The sequence below is a fragment of the Rhizobium sp. FG96 genome (assembly GCF_057808655.1).
On record NZ_JBMDIL010000014.1, the window covers coordinates 37,685 to 54,752 of the forward strand.

The 17,068-nt window shown below is 61.7% G+C and carries 13 protein-coding genes; 6 read left to right on the forward strand and 7 right to left on the reverse strand.

Annotated elements, in window-relative coordinates; genetic code table 11:
• The first annotated feature begins 37 nt into the window (after positions 1-37).
• Positions 38-271 carry a hypothetical protein gene (locus ACODR6_RS24555; RefSeq protein ID WP_489024945.1) on the forward strand — a complete coding sequence of 78 codons (234 nt, stop codon included), beginning with the start codon at positions 38-40 and terminating at the stop codon, positions 269-271.
• Here ACODR6_RS24555 and ACODR6_RS24560 read toward each other — a convergent pair.
• The 4 genes from ACODR6_RS24560 to ACODR6_RS24575 form a co-directional block, all read right to left on the reverse strand.
• Entirely contained in the window at positions 244-2,088 is a 1,845-nt protein-coding gene (locus ACODR6_RS24560; protein WP_203429567.1) for a methyl-accepting chemotaxis protein, read from the reverse strand. The two genes, ACODR6_RS24555 and ACODR6_RS24560, sit on opposite strands and share 28 nt — an antisense overlap.
• A gap of 250 nt (positions 2,089-2,338) precedes the next feature.
• On the reverse strand, positions 2,339-4,867 hold the full coding sequence (locus tag ACODR6_RS24565) for a methyl-accepting chemotaxis protein (protein WP_489024947.1): 2,529 nt from the start codon (positions 4,865-4,867) through the stop codon (positions 2,339-2,341).
• A 286-nt stretch (positions 4,868-5,153) separates the two neighbouring features.
• A complete protein-coding gene (locus ACODR6_RS24570; protein ID WP_199626200.1) occupies positions 5,154-5,297 on the reverse strand; it encodes a hypothetical protein in 144 nt (47 codons plus the stop codon).
• A gap of 151 nt (positions 5,298-5,448) precedes the next feature.
• Positions 5,449-6,630, reverse strand: coding sequence for a BaiN/RdsA family NAD(P)/FAD-dependent oxidoreductase (locus ACODR6_RS24575; RefSeq protein WP_489024948.1), 1,182 nt, complete (start codon positions 6,628-6,630; stop codon positions 5,449-5,451).
• Between the two features lie 126 nt (positions 6,631-6,756).
• Here ACODR6_RS24575 and ACODR6_RS24580 point away from each other — a divergent pair, with 126 nt between their 5' ends.
• The 5 genes from ACODR6_RS24580 to edd all read left to right on the forward strand — a co-directional run bounded on the left by ACODR6_RS24580 (position 6,757) and on the right by edd (position 13,711).
• The gene (locus ACODR6_RS24580) at positions 6,757-8,193 is read left to right on the forward strand and encodes a glutamine synthetase family protein (RefSeq protein WP_112713212.1); all 1,437 of its coding nucleotides are present in this window, start codon (positions 6,757-6,759) and stop codon (positions 8,191-8,193) included.
• Positions 8,194-8,206: 13 nt separating this feature from the next.
• A complete protein-coding gene (locus tag ACODR6_RS24585; RefSeq protein WP_489024950.1) occupies positions 8,207-9,505 on the forward strand; it encodes an NAD(P)/FAD-dependent oxidoreductase in 1,299 nt (432 codons plus the stop codon).
• A gap of 135 nt (positions 9,506-9,640) precedes the next feature.
• Entirely contained in the window at positions 9,641-11,116 is a 1,476-nt protein-coding gene (zwf, locus tag ACODR6_RS24590) for a glucose-6-phosphate dehydrogenase (RefSeq protein ID WP_199626196.1), read from the forward strand.
• Between the two features lie 11 nt (positions 11,117-11,127).
• The gene (gene pgl / locus ACODR6_RS24595; RefSeq protein WP_489024953.1) at positions 11,128-11,826 is read left to right on the forward strand and encodes a 6-phosphogluconolactonase; all 699 of its coding nucleotides are present in this window, start codon (positions 11,128-11,130) and stop codon (positions 11,824-11,826) included.
• A gap of 64 nt (positions 11,827-11,890) precedes the next feature.
• Positions 11,891-13,711, forward strand: coding sequence for a phosphogluconate dehydratase (gene edd / locus ACODR6_RS24600; RefSeq protein ID WP_112713220.1), 1,821 nt, complete (start codon positions 11,891-11,893; stop codon positions 13,709-13,711).
• A 56-nt stretch (positions 13,712-13,767) separates the two neighbouring features.
• On the opposite strand, the gene ACODR6_RS24605 is transcribed toward edd, so the two are convergent.
• The 3 genes from ACODR6_RS24605 to bglA form a co-directional block, all read right to left on the reverse strand.
• Positions 13,768-14,121, reverse strand: a complete 354-nt coding sequence (locus ACODR6_RS24605; RefSeq protein WP_112713222.1) for a hypothetical protein — start codon at positions 14,119-14,121, stop codon at positions 13,768-13,770.
• 175 nt (positions 14,122-14,296) lie between these two features.
• The gene (locus ACODR6_RS24610) at positions 14,297-15,385 is read right to left on the reverse strand and encodes an ABC transporter ATP-binding protein (protein WP_112713224.1); all 1,089 of its coding nucleotides are present in this window, start codon (positions 15,383-15,385) and stop codon (positions 14,297-14,299) included.
• Positions 15,386-15,405: 20 nt separating this feature from the next.
• Complete coding sequence (gene bglA, locus ACODR6_RS24615; protein ID WP_112713226.1) at positions 15,406-17,058, reverse strand: beta-galactosidase BglA; 1,653 nt, start codon at positions 17,056-17,058, stop codon at positions 15,406-15,408.
• Between the last annotated feature and the right edge of the window lie 10 nt (positions 17,059-17,068).

Genomic DNA, 17,068 nt, shown 5'->3' on the forward strand with positions numbered 1-17,068 from the left:
TATCTGAAGTGATGTCTTTGAAACGGAGGACATCACCATGATCGACCAGATCGCCATCGCCAGCATGCTCGGCTTCTCACGGGGCGGCCGGATTGCCTGCCAGACATCCGAAGACGAATTCTATGAGCAATATGGCGGCTCGCGCATCATCCGCGCCGTCGCCTGGCTGACCGACATAGGCCTGAAAAGCAAAGGCCGCGCTGTCGAGGCGCGGCCCAAGGATACTCGTGTAAAGCGCTTGGATCAGGCAGCCTGCCTTGCCGGGCGGTGAGCGGCCGCACCGTTGCCGATGCGGAACTGCTGAAGCAGGCCCATCAAGGCATCGGCCTCGTCGGCAAGCTGGCGGCTTGCCTGCGTCGTCTCCTCGACCATCGAGGCATTCTTCTGGGTCATCTGGTCCATCGCGTTGACGGAGCCGTTGACTTCCTGAAGAGCCGCCGACTGATCCTGGCTTGCCGTCGCGATCGTATCGACATGCTTGCTGATGACGATGATTTCCTGGCTGATCGAGGCGAGAACATTGCCGGTTTTCTGCACCAGCTCGGAACCGGCGGTGACTTCTCGGCTCGACTTTTCGATCAGGCCCTTGATCTCGCGGGCGGCATCGGCGGAGCGCTGGGCCAGTTCGCGGACTTCCTGCGCGACGACGGCAAAGCCCTTGCCGGCTTCACCGGCGCGCGCCGCTTCGATGCCGGCATTCAGTGCCAGAAGGTTGGTCTGGAAGGCGATGTCGTCGATGACCTCGATGATCTGCTCGATCTGCTGCGAGGCTTCCTCGATGCGGCCCATGGCGGCAACAGCATCGCCGACGACGGCGCCGGAGCTGTCGGCGGTCTTCTTGGTCAGTGCCACCGTATTGTTGGCTTCGCGGGCGCGATCGGCGGATGAGCGCACGGTGACCGTGATCTCCTCGACGGCGGCGGCGGTTTCTTCAAGGCTGGCGGCCTGTGCTTCCGTGCGCTTCGAGAGCTCACCGGCAGAAGCCAACATTGCACCACTGTTGCGCTGGATGGCGTTGGCATTGTCACGGATGCGGGTCAGCGTGTCCTGCAGGCGCAGCAGCGAACTGTTGAAATCGACGCGCAGCTGTTCGAGGCGGCCGACGAAGGGCGTCTCGATGGTTTCGGACACATCGCCCTGTGCCAGACGGCCGAGACCGGCGGCGAGCTGGTTGACGGCAAAATCGATCTGGCCGTCGAGCGTGCGCTTTTCGGCATCGTTGCGGGTGCGCTCGGCTTCGGTCAGCGCACGCTGCTCGGCGGCCTGCGTTTCGAGATCCAGGCGCGCCTTGGCACTATCGCGGAAGGCCGACAGCGCCCGGCCGATCTCGCCGAATTCGTTCGGCTTGTCGACGCAGGGGATCGCGCCGGAGAGATTGCCGGCGGAGATCGAATGCACGGTCTTGGTCAGCGCCTGGAGCGGGCTGACGGTGCGGCGGATCGCGAAGAAGGCGAGCAGGCTGACGACCAGCATGACGGCGGCACCGGCGCCGATCACGAGGATCTGCAGATGCTGGAGACGGGCAAAATAGACTTCCATCGGAATGCCGATGAAGAGGATGCCGGTATTGGCGCCAGCGGCATTCTTCACCGGGAAATAGCCGGTCATGTAGTTCTTTCCGAACAGCACTGCCGGACCGTAATAGGCGTCGCCTTTGGCGAGCGCGGTCTGCGCCGGGTGATCGGCGGCGAGGTTGGTGCCAACGGCGCGGCTACCGTCTTCCTTCTTCACATTGGTGGAGACGCGGACGTAATCGCTGCCCTGCTTGTCGAAGATCGTCGCGACACCGGCAATGGATTCAGCCGTACGATCCACCAGCGAGTGATCGGTGAATGCGGGGATCTTTTCTTCGGTGACCGTAGAGAGCTGCGCATCCTTGACGGCGATCTTCGCGCTGTCGTCGGCCGCGCCGTAGAGGATCGCCATCGTGCGGCTGGCATCTTTGGCGTCGGCCACCGCATTGTCCATGACATAGCGGCTGAGGTCATAATAGGTCACGGCAACGATCGCGCCGGTGCTGACCACAAGCAAGCCGAGTGTGATGGCAACCGCCTGGCGGACGATGGATGTCGAGAAAAAGCGCAGCATAGCAATCCTCTGCAATACGAATTGCAGCTATCCTATGCGTTAAACGTTAAGGAAAATTATCCGCTAATTATCTGAAAACGCTGTAATAACTTGTATAAATATGACTATTCGTCAGCATCTTTTCGAACATCGGTAGAAAATCAGCGACGTCGCGTTCGAAACACAACCTTTGCGTCCATATTTCAGACATTCCGCACAAACAAAACGGCGCCTTGCGGCGCCGTTCTCATAGTCTGAATTTTCGCTGGTCTCAGGCGGCGCGATAGTAGGTCGCGTGCGTTTCGCCGTCGATCTTGAACTGCTGCACGAGGGCCAGCAGGCTGTCGGCCTGCGAGGCGAGCTCGCGGCTGGCGGCGGTCGTTTCCTCTACCATCGCGGCGTTCTGCTGGGTCATCTGATCCATCGAGTTGACGGTGGCGTTGACTTCCTGCAGCGCACCGGACTGATCGTGGCTGGCGCGGGCGATCATCTCGACATGCTGGCTGATGGTGACGATCTGGGCGCTGATCTTCGCGAGCACCGTGCCGGTTTCCTGGACGGACTGCGAACCGGAGCTGACTTCGGTGGTCGACTTGTTGATCAGGCCCTTGATCTCCTGCGCGGCAGCGGCGGAGCGCTGGGCGAGTTCACGGACTTCCATGGCGACGACGGCAAAGCCCTTGCCCGCCTCACCGGCACGCGCGGCTTCGATACCGGCGTTGAGAGCGAGCAGGTTGGTCTGGAAGGCGATCTCGTCGATGACGCCGATGATCTGCTCGATCTGACGCGATGCATCCTCGATGCGGCCCATGGCGTCGATCGCCTTGCCGACGACGGTCGCCGAGTCATCGGCGCTGCGCTTGGCCTGGCGGACGATCTGGTCGGCATCCTTGGCGCGTTCGGCAGACGAACGGACGGTGACGGTGATCTCGTCGACGGCAGCGGCGGTTTCTTCGAGAGACGCCGCCTGCTGTTCCGTACGCTTGGCGAGATCTTCGGCCGATTGGGCCATCTGGTTGCCGTTGCCCTGGATCATCTGCACGTTGTCGCGGATCTGGCTCATCGTTGCCTGGAGGCGGAGCATCGAGCCGTTGAAGTCTTCACGCAGCTGCTCGAGGCGGCCGATGAACGGCGTGTCGATAGTCGTGGAGATATCGCCCTGCGACATGCGCTCGAGGCCGGCAGCGAGCTCGTTGACCGCGAATTCGATCTGGCGGTCCATCTCGCGCTTTTCGGCATCGTTGCGCTGGCGCTCGTGTTCGGCGGCCTGACGCTCCTCGTCGCTCTGCTCCTCGATACGGATCTTGGAGATTGCGTTTTCCTTGAAGATGCCCAGTGCACGGGCCATGTCGCCGATTTCGTCGAAGCGCTGCTCACCGGAAATGCTGGTGTCGAGCGCGCCGTCTGCGATGCGGCGCATTGCGGCGGTGATCTGGCCGATCGGGCGCTGCAGGGTCAGGACCAGGGCGATACCGCCGATGATCGAGACCAGGATGCCGAGGCCGGTGGTGCCGACGGAGATGCTGTTGGCCTGATCGCGCTCGGCGCCGGCCGTCTGCTTCTGCAGTTCGGCGAAGCTCGTCAGCTGGCCCCAGACACTGTCGAGCTCCTGGCGGGCAGCGGCATAGTCGGCAACGCGCTGGTTGATGACGTCGACGAGGCTCTGTGCGTCCTTGTCCATCGAGACCAGTGCCGGATTGATCGCAGCGATGATGTCGCTGGCGAAATCCATGCCCTTGGCGCTGGCCTGCAGGGTGTTCAGCATGGTGTTGAGGGTGGCGATTTCCTGGTTCAGGCGAACGCGGTTTTCCTTGCTCGGCTTGGCGCTGAAATCGGCGAGAACGAGCTGGAGCGAATAGATCGAGGTCTCGAGACGGCGGGTGTCTTCCAGAACCGAGTTGGTCTGGGCGATGCGGCTGTCGAGCTGGACGAAGGTGGTGGTGGCTTCGCGCATCATCTGCGTTGCCGTGAGCTGCGTGTAGGTCGACATCTGGCGGAAGCGCGAGACGAGGCGGCCGAGATTGGCGACACCGTCATCGGTGCCGGCATCAGGTGCGGCTGCCTGGGTCTTCAGGTCGCTGATGGTCTGGGCCATCGACTGCGTCATGCTCTTCTGGTTCTGCGGAACCGAGATTTCGATCATGCGCTGGGCCTTGATGATCGACGGCAGCGCCGTGGTCACCACTTTCAGCTTGTCGGCAGGAAGCTGCGCCTTGCTGAAATCGTTCATGGCCGTCGCCAGCGTGTCGCCGCCCTTGAGCAGACGGTCGGCGGCGCGCAGCGTCGCGGTCGCGTTGCCTTCATCGGTGCGCACGCTCTCTTCGAGCTGGCGGGCGTCATAGCTGACGTTGAAGCGGTTGGTGATCATCACCTTCTGGGAGTCTTCGATCTGCTGGCGCAGCGTGACTTCCTGCTCATGCAGCGTCCAGAGCTTGCCGACAGTACCCGAGATGGCGCTGGTGCCATCGATCGCGGCCTGCAGGTTCTCGCGGCCGGCATTCTCGCCGATCTGCGACAGCGTGGAATTCAGCGTCTGGCCCTGCGTCTTGATATCCGTATAGAGCTTGTCGCGAGCCTGCTCATTGGTGTTCTGCAGGAAGTCGTCCATCGAACCGTAGAGATCCTTGAAGCCGCTGAGCGACTGCAGGATGCTGTTCGAAATCTCCATGCGCCCTTGCAGCATGCCCGAGGCATAAAGCCCGGTAAGGCCGACGGCCGAGATGGCGACGACGAAAGGCAGAACGAAGATCAACACCTTCGTCTTGATCTTGAAGCGCGACAGGATCTTATCAATGAACATGGCTATACCGGCCTTCCATACACCACTCCTCCCACCGGCTGCTGTTGCGGCGCCGGCCGAGTGCATCGAGCTGACTTTTTTGGAATAATGGGAAACCCGAGGGCTCAGGCGGCAGTCATTGCCAAGTCATCGCCGCGCGAACGGGATGCCCATAGTTTCAGCAAGTGTGACAGAAGAGATATTAATTTTCGGATAAGCCAAATCGTTTGAAATCGTACTTATGGCCGCCCGTAAGCGGCTGGCACGAAAGGGCTAGCCGCTATTTATATGACAATTGCGGGAATGGTCAGATGGTGTGGGCGATCAGAAGTGCGATAATCGCGGCAGTTGCACCGGTGGCCAACATGAGAAAGCGGAGCGTCGCAAGCTTGGTATCAGGCTTTGCCTGGGCGATTGCGATGGCGCGAGCGCGGCGTGTGTTCCTATTCATGTAAAGGACCTCACTTTCTCAATACTGTAACAATCCATCAAAATGGCTGTCCGGTAAAGCTTTAAATGGGCAGCTTGTTCCATGGACGCCATTGGGACACGATGGCGCACCCGGCTTAAGAAGTCTTGAATCTATTGATCCGGATTCGACCCTATAAGGATTCACCTGCCGCAAAGCCCGAGGCCCAGGCCCATTGGAAGTTATAGCCGCCGAGCCAGCCGGTAACATCGACGCATTCGCCGATAAAATAGAGACCGGGAACGGCCTTCGCTTCCATCGTCTTGGAGTCAAGCGCCGATGTGTCGATGCCGCCGAGCGTCACTTCCGCCGTTCGGTATCCTTCGGAACCCGAAGGTTTGACGGTCCAGTTCTGCGCGGCATCGGCAAGCCTTGAAAGCGCCTTGTCGGAGAGATCGGCCATGTTGCCGGAGATGCCTTCGCGCTCGGTAAGATATTGGGCGAGACGCTTCGGCAGGATTTCCGCGAGCGCCGTCTGCGCCGACTGGCGGCCGTTCACCTGCTTGGCTTTCTTCAGATGCTGGAGCAGATCGACATCGGGTTCGATATCGACGGTAATTCCCTCGCCTTCACGCCAGTAGGACGAAATCTGCAGGATGGCAGGACCGCTGAGGCCGCGATGGGTGAAAAGCAGCGCTTCCCGGAATGCCGTCTTGCCGTGGCGGATTTCTGCCGGGGCGGCGATACCCGAGAGCGGTGCGATCGCTTCAAGCAGGACGGGATCGAGCGTCAGCGGCACGAGGCCGGGGCGGGTTTCGGTCATGGCGAGACCGAACTGCTCGGCGATGCGATAGGCAAAGCCGGTGGCGCCCATCTTCGGGATCGACTTGCCGCCGGTGGCGATGACAAGCGAGGCGCAATCGTAGGCGCCTTCCGATGTGCTGACGCGAAAGCCGCCATCGGTCTTCTCGATGCCGGTAATCTCGGTGCGCAGCTGCCATTCGGCACCGGCCGACCGCATCTCGTCGAGCAGCATATGGATGATGTCCTTGGCGCTGTCGTCGCAGAACAGCTGACCGAGGGTCTTCTCGTACCAGGCGATCTTGTGGCGATCGACCATGGCAACGAAATCGGCGGGGGTGAAGCGGGCGAGCGCCGACTTGCAGAAATGCGGATTGGCCGAGAGGAAATTCTTCGGGCCGGCATGGATATTGGTGAAGTTGCAGCGGCCGCCGCCGGAAATCCGGATCTTCTCGCCCGGCGTCTTGGCGTGATCGAGGACGAGCACGGAGCGGCCGCGCTGACCGGCGCGAATGGCGCACATCATGCCGGCGGCGCCCGCGCCGATGACGATCACATCGCTTTTTTCTGCCACGCCCCGATCCTTCTCTGAACGGCGTCTTCTTTTTCTATCAAATGGCGAAAGTCAACGTCTCTACCCCCCTCGCCAATTGCCAAACTCTGGCTATGATGGCCTTCCGATCAACGTAACCGGTGTGTCATGTCTCCAAAAAAGACGACGCTTAAGCCTGCCAAGAACGTCCGCCCCACGATCAAGACTCCCCCTGACCCTGGGTCGTCGCGCGGCGTAGCGAATTGGAAGGAAGCGGCACAGTGGCTACGGGCACGCGGCATCGAAGACATCGAATGCATCACGCCGGACCTTGCCGGGGTTCCGCGCGGCAAGATGATGCCGACATCGAAATTCACCTCCAACACCTCGCTCGCACTGCCTTCGGCAATCTACCGCCACACGATCTCCGGTGCCTATCCCGAGGAGACCGAAAGCTTCCGCTACGAGCCGCGCGACAGCGACCTGAAGCTGGTGCCCGACCTTTCGACGCTGTCGGTGGTGCCGTGGGAAACCGATCCGACGGCGCAGGTGATCTGCGATATCGTCAATTCCGACGGCGCCGAGGTGTCCTACACGCCGCGCAACGTCTTGAAGCGCATCATGGGGCTCTACAGCGCCCGCGGCTGGAAGCCGGTCGTCGCGCCCGAAATCGAGTTCTATCTGGTCGCCACCAACGACGACCCGGATTATCCGCTGCATCCGCCGAAGGGCCGCTCCGGCCGTTCGATCCTCGGCGGTCAGGGCTATTCGATCGCCGGGATCAACGAGTTCGACGAACTGATCGACGACATCTATCACTTCTCGGAAAAGCAGGGTCTCGAGATCGACACGCTGATCCATGAAGAGGGCCCGGCGCAGCTGGAAATCAACCTGCGCCACGGCAATCCGATCGAGCTTGCCGACCAGGTATTCATGTTCAAGCGCACGATCCGCGAGGCGGCGCTGAAGCACGGCATCTACGCCACCTTCATGGCCAAGCCGATGCAGGGCCAGCCGGGTTCGGCGATGCACATCCACCAGTCGGTGGTGCATGAAGGCACGGGCAAGAACATCTTCTCCAATCCGGACGGTTCGCCCTCCAAGGAATTCTTCCACTTCATCGGCGGCATGCAGAAATACGTGCCGAGCGCGCTGGCAATGCTGGCGCCTTACGTGAATTCCTACCGCCGCCTGGCACCGAACATGTCCTGCCCTGTCAACAACGCCTGGGGCTACGACAACCGCACGACCGCCTTCCGCGTTCCGGTTTCGGATCCGCAGGCGCGGCGCGTCGAGAACCGGCTGCCGAGCTCGGATGCCAATCCGTATCTGGCGCTTGCCGCATCGCTGGCATCGGGTCTGCTCGGCATCACCAAGCAGATCGAGCCGACCGCCCCGACCGAGGATTCCGCCAACGAGGGATCGATCGACCTGCCGCGTGGCCTGCTGGAAGCGATCGCGCTGATGGAAGACGAGCCGGCCTTCGAAGAGGTATTTGGCGAAGAGTTCATCGGCCTCTATGCCGGCGTCAAGCGCGGCGAGTTCGAGACCTTCATGGAAGTGATCAGCCCCTGGGAGCGCGAGTTCCTGTTGCTCAACGTGTGAGGAGGCGTTCCTCATGGCTGTGAAGCAAGACTGGCAGAGCCCCATCGCGCCCGGCGTTTCCTGGTATCAGGCAACGGCGGGCGAGCGGGCGACCTATCCGGAACTTGACGGATCGAAGACATGCGACGTCGCCATCGTCGGCGGCGGATATACAGGGCTGCAGGCAGCCTATAATCTCGCCAAGGCGGGGGTGTCGGTCGTATTGATCGACGCCAACCGCTTCGGCGATGGCGCATCCGGCCGCAACGGTGGTCAGCTTGGCACCGGCCAGCGCTGGTGGCCGGAGGAACTAGAAGAGAAGATCGGCTACGAGCGCTCCAGGGCGCTGTTCGACCTGGCGGAAGGGGCGAAGAAGCATCTTCTCGATTTCGCCAGCGAACACCAGATCGACATCGAGTTCATGCCCGGGCAAATCAACGTGGCGCACAAGGAGAGCTACAAGCGCTCCTATATCGAAAACGCGGAGATCGCTGCCTCACGTTACGGCTATCCGCATGTCCAGTTCATGGACAGGCAGGAGACGCAGGAACGACTGGGTTCGAAGCGTTATTACTGCGGCGTACGCGACACCGGCACCGGGCATATCCACCCGCTGAAGCTTCTGATCGGGCTCGCCCGTGTCGCAGCCAATGCGGGCGCGCAGATCTTCGAGATGACGCCGGCAAATGCCGTGCGCAACGAAGGCGGCAAGGTAAAGATCGATACGCCGAAGGGGACGATCACCGCGGACAAGGCGCTGATTGCCTGCAACGGCTATATCGGCAATCTGGAACCGGTCACCGCAAGCCATGTGATGCCGATCCGCTCCTTCATCGGCGCGACGGCACCGCTCGACAGCTTTCCCTCGGTAATTCCAGGCAGCGAGGCGGTGGCGGACTCGCGCTTCGTGGTGCGCTACTTCCGCAAATCCAGGGATGGCCGGCTGCTGTTTGGCGGGCGCGAGGCCTATACGGCGGATAACCCGCGCGACATTTCCGATCATATCCGCCGGCAGATCACCGAGATCTATCCGGCTCTCAAGGATGTCGAGATCACGCATGCCTGGGGCGGCTCCGTCGGGATCACGATGCCGCGGCAGCCGTTCGTGCGCGAAGTGATGCCAAATGTCACATCGATCGGCGGTTATTCCGGGCACGGCGTCATGCTGTCAAATTACTGCGGCAAACTTTATGCAGAAACAGTGCTTGGAAAATCCGCCGATCTCGATCTCTTCAAGGAGCTCGATATCCCGGCTTTTCCAGGCGGTGCGGCAATGCGTGCCCCACTGCTGTTTCTAGCCTTGTCCTGGTTCGCGCTGCGCGACAAGTTTTAGGGCGATTGCGGGATTTCCTCTCGGGTCAATTCGCTTTAAAACCGGGACCCGAGAGATTCATTGCATCGCACACTGGCTTTTTTAAATCGATTAGATTAAAACGGCCGCCAACCAGACTGATTGAGAGAAAAGCTCATGAGCAGCCAAATCATTCCCGTTGAACCCTTTGACTATGTCGTCTTCGGCGGCAGTGGCGATCTCGCCGAGCGCAAGCTTCTGCCGGCGCTCTATCACCGCCAGATCGAGGGCCAGTTCACCGAGCCGACCCGCATCATCGGCGCTTCGCGCAGCCCGCTGACCGACGAGGAATACCGCAAATTCGCCCAGGAAGCTCTCAAGGAGCACCTGAAGAAGGGCGAGTATGACGAGGCTGAAGTCGAGAAGTTCTGCAAGCGCCTGCACTACGTATCGGTCGACGCCCGCTCCGACGGCGGCTGGGACAAGCTGAAGAAGCTGCTCGACGACGGCAAGGATCGCGTTCGCGCCTTCTATCTCGCCGTTGCCCCGGGCATTTTCGGCGATATCTCGCAGAAGATTCACGAGCACAAGCTGATCACCAAGTCGACGCGCATCGTCGTCGAGAAGCCCATCGGCCGCGACCTGGCTTCCGCCCTGCAGCTGAACGACACGATCGGCAAGGTCTTCAAAGAAGAGCAGATCTTCCGTATCGACCACTATCTCGGCAAGGAAACCGTGCAGAACCTGATGGCGCTGCGCTTTGCCAACGCTCTCTACGAGCCGCTGTGGAACGCCAACTATATCGACCACGTACAGATCACCGTGGCTGAAGCCGTTGGCCTCGAAGGCCGCGCCGGTTACTACGACACGGCTGGCGCGCTGCGCGACATGGTGCAGAACCACATCCTGCAGCTGCTCTGCCTGACGGCGATGGAAGTTCCCTCCTCGATGGACTCCGAAGCCGTTCGCGACGAGAAGCTCAAGGTGCTGCGCGCCCTGAAGCCGATCGACGCCTCGAATGTCGAGCAGTTCACCGTTCGCGGCCAGTACCGCGCCGGCGCGTCCGGCACCGGTCCGGTCAAGGGTTATCTCGAAGAGCTGGAAGGCGGCGTTTCCAATACCGAAACCTTCGTCGCCATCAAGGCCGAGATCAACAACTGGCGCTGGGCCGGCGTTCCCTTCTTCATCCGCACCGGCAAGCGTCTTGCCGGCCGCATGTCGGAAATCGTCATCACCTTCAAGTCGATCCCGCACTCGGTCTTCGACCAGTCTGCCGGCCGCATCAGCCAGAACCAGCTGATCATCCGCCTGCAGCCGGACGAAGGCGTCAAGCAGTCGCTGATGATCAAGGACCCGGGTCCGGGCGGCATGCGCCTGCGCAACGTTTCGCTCGACATGAGCTTTGCGGAAGCGTTCCATGTCCGTAACCCGGATGCTTACGAGCGCCTGCTGATGGACGTCATCCGCTCCAACCAGACGCTGTTCATGCGCCGCGACGAAGTCGAGGCGGCATGGGACTGGGTTGACCCGATCCTGAAGGGCTGGGAATCCACCGGCCAGCTGGTTCAAGGTTACACCGCAGGCACCTGGGGCCCGAGCCAAGCTATCGCACTCATCGAGCGCGACGGCCGCACCTGGCACGACAACATCTAGGATCAACAGCGATGGCAGCGACCATGCATGCTTTTGCCAATGCCGCGGAACTGGCCGCCAACCTTGCAGACAAGGTAGCGGACGAGCTTTCCAAGGCGATCGCAGCGAAGGGAACGGCCACCATCGCCGTTTCCGGCGGCTCCACGCCGAAAGCCTTCTTCCAGGCGCTTTCGACGCGGGACCTCGACTGGCCGAAGGTGACGATCACGCTCGTCGACGAGCGTTTCGTGCCCGCGACCAGCGACCGCTCCAACCATCTGCTGGTTGCCAGCAACCTGCTGCAGAACAAGGCAAAGGCGGCGCGGTTCCTGCCGCTGTTCCACGACACGGGCTCCGCGGAAACGGCCGCGAAGCTTGCCGCCGCGGAGACGGCATCGATCGGCAACCCGTTCGATATCGTCATCCTCGGCATGGGCGGCGACGGTCATACCGCCTCGTTCTTCCCCGGCGGCAACAACCTGGCTGTTGCGCTGGATCCAAAGACGCCGCGCGGCATCATCACCATGGAAGCGCAGGATGCGGGCGAACCGCGCCTGACCTTCACTTTCTCCAGCCTTCAGGACGCCAAGCTCCTGGTGCTTCATATCGAAGGCCAGGGCAAGAAGGACGTGCTAACGAAGGCTGAAGGCGCCGGAGACGAGGCAGAGATGCCGATCCGGGCCGTGCTGCGGCGGGCGGCGACGCCTGTCGATATCTACTGGGCTCCGTAAACCAAGCCTTCGGGCCGAGCCGCGAACATACAATTTGAACAGCAACCAAGGCAGGATAACTCCCATGTCCGCTAACGCACGCATTTCTGCGATCACGTCCCGCATTGTCGAGAGATCCAAACCGACGCGCGAGCGATATCTGGAGCGCCTGCGCGGCGCGGCATCGAAGGGTGCCGTCCGGTCGATCCTCGGCTGCGCCAACCTCGCCCACGGCTTCGCGGTCTGTTCCCCCGCCGAAAAGGACGCGCTCGCCGGCGACCGCGTTCCGAACCTCGGCATCATCACCGCCTATAACGACATGCTCTCGGCCCACCAGCCGTTCGAGACCTATCCGGCGATCATTCGGCAAGCGGCCGCCGAAGCCGGCGGCATCGCCCAGGTCGCGGGCGGCGTGCCTGCCATGTGCGATGGCGTTACCCAGGGACAGCCGGGCATGGAGCTCTCGCTCTTCTCGCGCGACCTGATCGCCATGTCGGCAGGCGTCGGCCTGTCGCACAACATGTTCGATGCGGCGCTGTTCCTCGGCGTCTGCGACAAGATCGTTCCGGGCCTGGTCATCGCCGCCCTCTCCTTCGGCCACCTTCCGTCGATCTTCGTGCCCGCAGGCCCGATGACGACGGGCTTGCCGAACGACGAGAAGTCGCGCGTGCGCCAGCTCTATGCCGAAGGCAAAGTCGGCCGCGCCGAACTGCTGGAAGCAGAATCCAAGTCCTATCACGGCCCGGGCACCTGCACCTTCTACGGCACCGCCAATTCGAACCAGATGCTGATGGAGATCATGGGCTTCCATCTGCCCGGTTCGTCCTTCATCAATCCCGGCACGCCGCTGCGCGAAGCGCTGACTCGTGAAGCCGCGAAGCGTGCGCTGGCGATCACCGCGCTCGGCAACGAGTTCACGCCGGCCGGCGAGATGATCGACGAGCGCTCGGTGGTCAACGGCGTCGTCGGCCTGCACGCAACGGGCGGTTCGACGAACCATACGCTGCATCTCGTGGCGATGGCACGCGCCGCCGGCATCCAGCTGACGTGGCAGGATATTGCCGAGCTCTCGGAAGAGATCCCGCTGCTGGCCCGCGTCTATCCGAACGGTCTTGCCGACGTGAACCACTTCCACGCGGCAGGCGGCATGGGCTTCCTGATCAAGGAACTGCTGAAGCAGGGCATGCTGCACGACGACGTGCGCACAGTCGCCGGTCAGGGCCTTGAAGCCTATACGATCGACGCCCGCCTCGGCGAGAACAACACTGTCGTGCGCGAGCCCTCCCCTGAGAAGAGCCACGATCCGAAGGTGCTCGCCAGCATCGAGACGCCGTTCCAGGCGAATGGCGGCCTGAAGATGTTGCGCGGCAATCTCGGCAAGGCGGTCATCAAGATCTCCGCCGTCAAGCCGGAGCGCCACATCATCGAGGCACCGGCGATCGTCTTCCACAGCCAGCAGGAGCTGCAGGACGCCTTCAAGGAAGGCAAGCTCAACCGCGATTTCGTTGCCGTCGTGCGCTTCCAGGGTCCGAAGGCAAACGGCATGCCTGAGCTGCACAAGCTGACGCCGCCGCTCGGCGTGCTGCAGGACCGCGGCTTCCGCGTGGCGCTGCTGACCGACGGGCGCATGTCCGGCGCATCGGGCAAGGTTCCGGCTGCAATCCATGTCACCCCCGAGGCTGTCGAGGGCGGCCCGATCGCGCGCATCAAGGATGGCGATATCATCCGTCTCGACGCGATCCGCGGCACGCTCGAAGTGCTCGTCGACGCCGCGACCATGGCCGAGCGCGAGCCGGTGACGGCCGACCTCTCCGAGAACGAATATGGCATGGGCCGCGAGCTCTTCGCGCCCTTCCGCCGGGCGGTCGGCGCCTCCGACCACGGGGCGAGCGTTCTCTTCCACTGAAACGAAAAAAGCCCGCGAGACGATCGCGGGCTTTTTCTTTCGTGCCTTGCAGCCGATCAGCCGCGTACGTCGAGAACGTAGTCGCGATGAGCGGGATGCGTGCTGTAGACGAAGATCTTGTTCAGCTCCTTCTGCGTCAGCAGGCGCAGGAAGCGGACTTCGACGGTGTTGTTGGCATTCACCCGCATCAGCATGCAGCCGACCTTGGTGATGCGCGCATCCGGAATATCCAGATAGAACTGCTTCGGCAGATTGAACTGCGTCAGGATGGCGAGAACCGCCGAGCTCATGGAAATGCGGATGATATCGCAACGGCGCGAGGCCATGTGCATGACGCCCTTCTCGGTATATTCGAGACGCGCCGCGTTCATCGTGTCCTCCATTTTGAACCGCTGTTCGCGGTCGTACATGAAGGATTCTTCCTTATTCAAAAAATGCCCAGATGGCGATGGATTGGCAATACCCAAGACCGTAACCCCACTCAATACAATGGGGGAATGCTAGCAGCCGGGACTTAACAGAAGGTATTGGAGAGACACGTTTGGGGGCTTGTTTTCAAAGCCCCCAAATTTGGCCGCGACATCCTCAGCGGCGATAGGTGCGGCCTTCGGCATCGAAGAGATGCAGCTTCTGGCGATCGGCCGAGAACCGCATCTTCTGACCCTTCTTGATGTCGATGGTGCCCGGCAGCTTGACGATGATCGGTTCGCCCTGAACGAGGCCTTCGATATAAAGCAGCGTCACTTCGCCGAGCGCTTCGACGATCGAGACTTCGCCCTCGAACAGGTAGTCGTCGCCCGAGGCGATGATCAGATCCTCGGGGCGCACACCGAAGCTTGCCGACTTGCCCTTCTCCGACGCCGCAGTTGCGATATCGAGCGTGACCGACTTGCCGCCGGTGAGCGTCACCGTCGTGGCGCTACCAGCCTCGGCAACGACAGCCGGGATAATGTTCATGGCCGGCGAGCCGATGAACTTGGCGACGAAGAGGTTTGCCGGGCGCTCGTAGAGTTCGAGCGGGGCGCCGACCTGTTCGATATGGCCGGCGGAAAGAACGACGATGCGGTCCGCCAGCGTCATCGCCTCGACCTGGTCGTGGGTGACGTAGATCATCGTCGTATCGGCCATCTGCTCGTTCAGACGGGCGATCTCGATACGGGTTGCGACGCGAAGGGCCGCGTCGAGGTTTGACAGCGGCTCGTCGAAGAGGAAGACCTTCGGGTTGCGGCAGATGGCGCGGCCGATGGCGACACGCTGGCGCTGACCGCCGGAGAGCGCCTTCGGGAGGCGGTCGAGATATTTGGTGAGCTGCAGGCTCTCGGCAGCGGCGCGGACGCGACGGTCGATCTCCTGCTTGCTCTCGCCGGCGATCTTCATGCCGAAGGCCATGTTATCGAAGACCGTCATGTGCGGGTAGAGCGCGTAGGACTGGAAGACCATGGCGATGCCGCGCTTCGACGGCGGCACGTCATTGACGTGCTGGCCGTCGATGTACATGTCGCCGCCAGTGATGTTCTCGAGGCCGGCAATCATGCGCAGCAGCGTAGACTTGCCGCAGCCGGAAGGACCAACGAAAACGATGAACTCGCCCTGATTGATCTCAAGGTCGATGCCGTGGAGCACGTCCACGGAACCGTATGACTTGCGAATTTCCTTAAGCGACAGTCCTGTCATCAGTGCCTCCCTCTGATTTCTTAGGCGAGCCGGGCGAAATATGCGCCCCACGCCGGAATATCTATCTTCCCACCGTAGTTATTGCTGGTGAAGCCGTGACCCGTCAACGCCTGCCAGTTGCCCTCGGGCAGCGCCACGGCGGTTTCGGCAGCGCCCATATTGAAGACGCAGAGCAGCTTCTCGTTTCCATATTCGCGCATGAAGATCAGCGCGTCGCCCTGCGGCTCGGCAAAAGCGATCTCGCCCTTTGCAAAAGCCGGGAACTGCTTGCGGAAGGCGAGGAAGCGGCGGTAATGCTCCAGCACCGAGTTCTCGTCACCCTGCTGAACGCTGACGGCGCGCAGGATGTGTTCGACCGGAACCGGCAGCCACGGCTTGACCGTGGAGAAACCGCCCTGGGCGACCTGGCTGTCCCAGACCATTGGCGTACGGCAGCCGTCGCGACCCTTGAATTCCGGCCAGAACTGGATGCCGTAGGGATCCTGAAGATCCTGATAGGCCAGGTCGGCTTCGGTCAGCCCGAGTTCTTCGCCCTGATAGAGGCAGACCGAACCGCGCAGCGTCATCAACAGCGATGCATATTGCTTGGCGAAGGCATCGTGATCGGAGACCAGCGAGCCCCAGCGGCTGACATGGCGCATGACGTCGTGGTTGGAGAAGGCCCAGCAGGCCCAGCCATCGGGCGCCGCACGGCCGAAATCCTTCATCACCTCTTCGACGCGATCGGGCGACAGCGGATCGGGCGCCAGGAACTCGAAGGCATAGCACATATGCATCTTGTCGTTTCCGGACGTGTATTCGCCGACGATCTCTAGGCCGCGCTGGCTGTCGCCGACTTCGCCGACGGCGGCGATCGCCGGAAATTCTTCGAGCACGGCGCGGAAGCGCTTCAGGAACTCGAGATTTTCGGGGCGATTCTTGTCGTAGATATGCTCCTGGAAATTATAGGGGTTCACGGCCGGCGCAGTGGAGGCGTTGCGGCGTTCAGGTGCCAGCGCCGGGTTGTCGCGCAGCTGCTTGTCGTGAAAGTAGAAGTTGATCGTATCCAGGCGGAAGCCATCGACGCCGCGCTTCAGCCAGAAGCGGACGACATCGAGCAGACGGTTCTGCACCTCCGGATTATGAAGGTTCATGTCCGGCTGCGAGGTCAGGAAGTTGTGCATGTAATATTGCATGCGCGTCGGATCCCACGCCCATGCGGAGCCGCCGAAGATCGACAGCCAGTTGTTCGGCGGCGTGCCATCCGGCTTCGCATCCGCCCAGACATACCAGTCGGCCTTGGCATTGGTGCGGCTGGAGCGGCTCTCGACGAACCAGGGATGCTGGTCCGACGAGTGCGAGATGACCAGATCGATCATGACGCGGATGCCGAGACGATGGGCTTCGGCGATCAGCGTGTCGAAATCGACGAGCGTGCCGAAGATCGCGTCGACATTCTCGTAATCCGACACGTCGTAACCGAAGTCGCGCATCGGCGAGGTGAAGAACGGCGAGATCCAGATGGCGTCGGCGCCGAGGCTTGCGACATGTGGCAACCGGGCGGTGATGCCCTTGAGGTCGCCGATGCCGTCGCCGTTGGAGTCCTGGTAGGAGCGCGGATAGATCTGATAGATCACCGCGCCACGCCACCAGTCCTTGTCGTCAGCCAGTTGGGGTTGAGATGCCACGCTCATGTGCTTTCCT

Bases quoted from the DNA above. Each gene is read 5' to 3' on its own strand.
- ACODR6_RS24560 (WP_203429567.1), bottom strand. From the start codon at position 2,088: ATGCTGCGCTTTTTCTCGACATCCATCGTCCGCCAGGCGGTTGCCATC.
- ACODR6_RS24605 (WP_112713222.1), bottom strand. From the start codon at position 14,121: ATGTACGACCGCGAACAGCGGTTCAAAATGGAGGACACGATGAACGCG.
- zwf (WP_199626196.1), top strand. From the start codon at position 9,641: ATGAGCAGCCAAATCATTCCCGTTGAACCCTTTGACTATGTCGTCTTC.
- ACODR6_RS24580 (WP_112713212.1), top strand. From the start codon at position 6,757: ATGTCTCCAAAAAAGACGACGCTTAAGCCTGCCAAGAACGTCCGCCCC.
- ACODR6_RS24610 (WP_112713224.1), bottom strand. From the start codon at position 15,385: ATGACAGGACTGTCGCTTAAGGAAATTCGCAAGTCATACGGTTCCGTG.
- bglA (WP_112713226.1), bottom strand. From the start codon at position 17,058: ATGAGCGTGGCATCTCAACCCCAACTGGCTGACGACAAGGACTGGTGG.
- ACODR6_RS24555 (WP_489024945.1), top strand. From the start codon at position 38: ATGATCGACCAGATCGCCATCGCCAGCATGCTCGGCTTCTCACGGGGC.
- edd (WP_112713220.1), top strand. From the start codon at position 11,891: ATGTCCGCTAACGCACGCATTTCTGCGATCACGTCCCGCATTGTCGAG.
- ACODR6_RS24570 (WP_199626200.1), bottom strand. From the start codon at position 5,297: ATGAATAGGAACACACGCCGCGCTCGCGCCATCGCAATCGCCCAGGCA.
- pgl (WP_489024953.1), top strand. From the start codon at position 11,128: ATGGCAGCGACCATGCATGCTTTTGCCAATGCCGCGGAACTGGCCGCC.
- ACODR6_RS24585 (WP_489024950.1), top strand. From the start codon at position 8,207: ATGGCTGTGAAGCAAGACTGGCAGAGCCCCATCGCGCCCGGCGTTTCC.
- ACODR6_RS24565 (WP_489024947.1), bottom strand. From the start codon at position 4,867: ATGTTCATTGATAAGATCCTGTCGCGCTTCAAGATCAAGACGAAGGTG.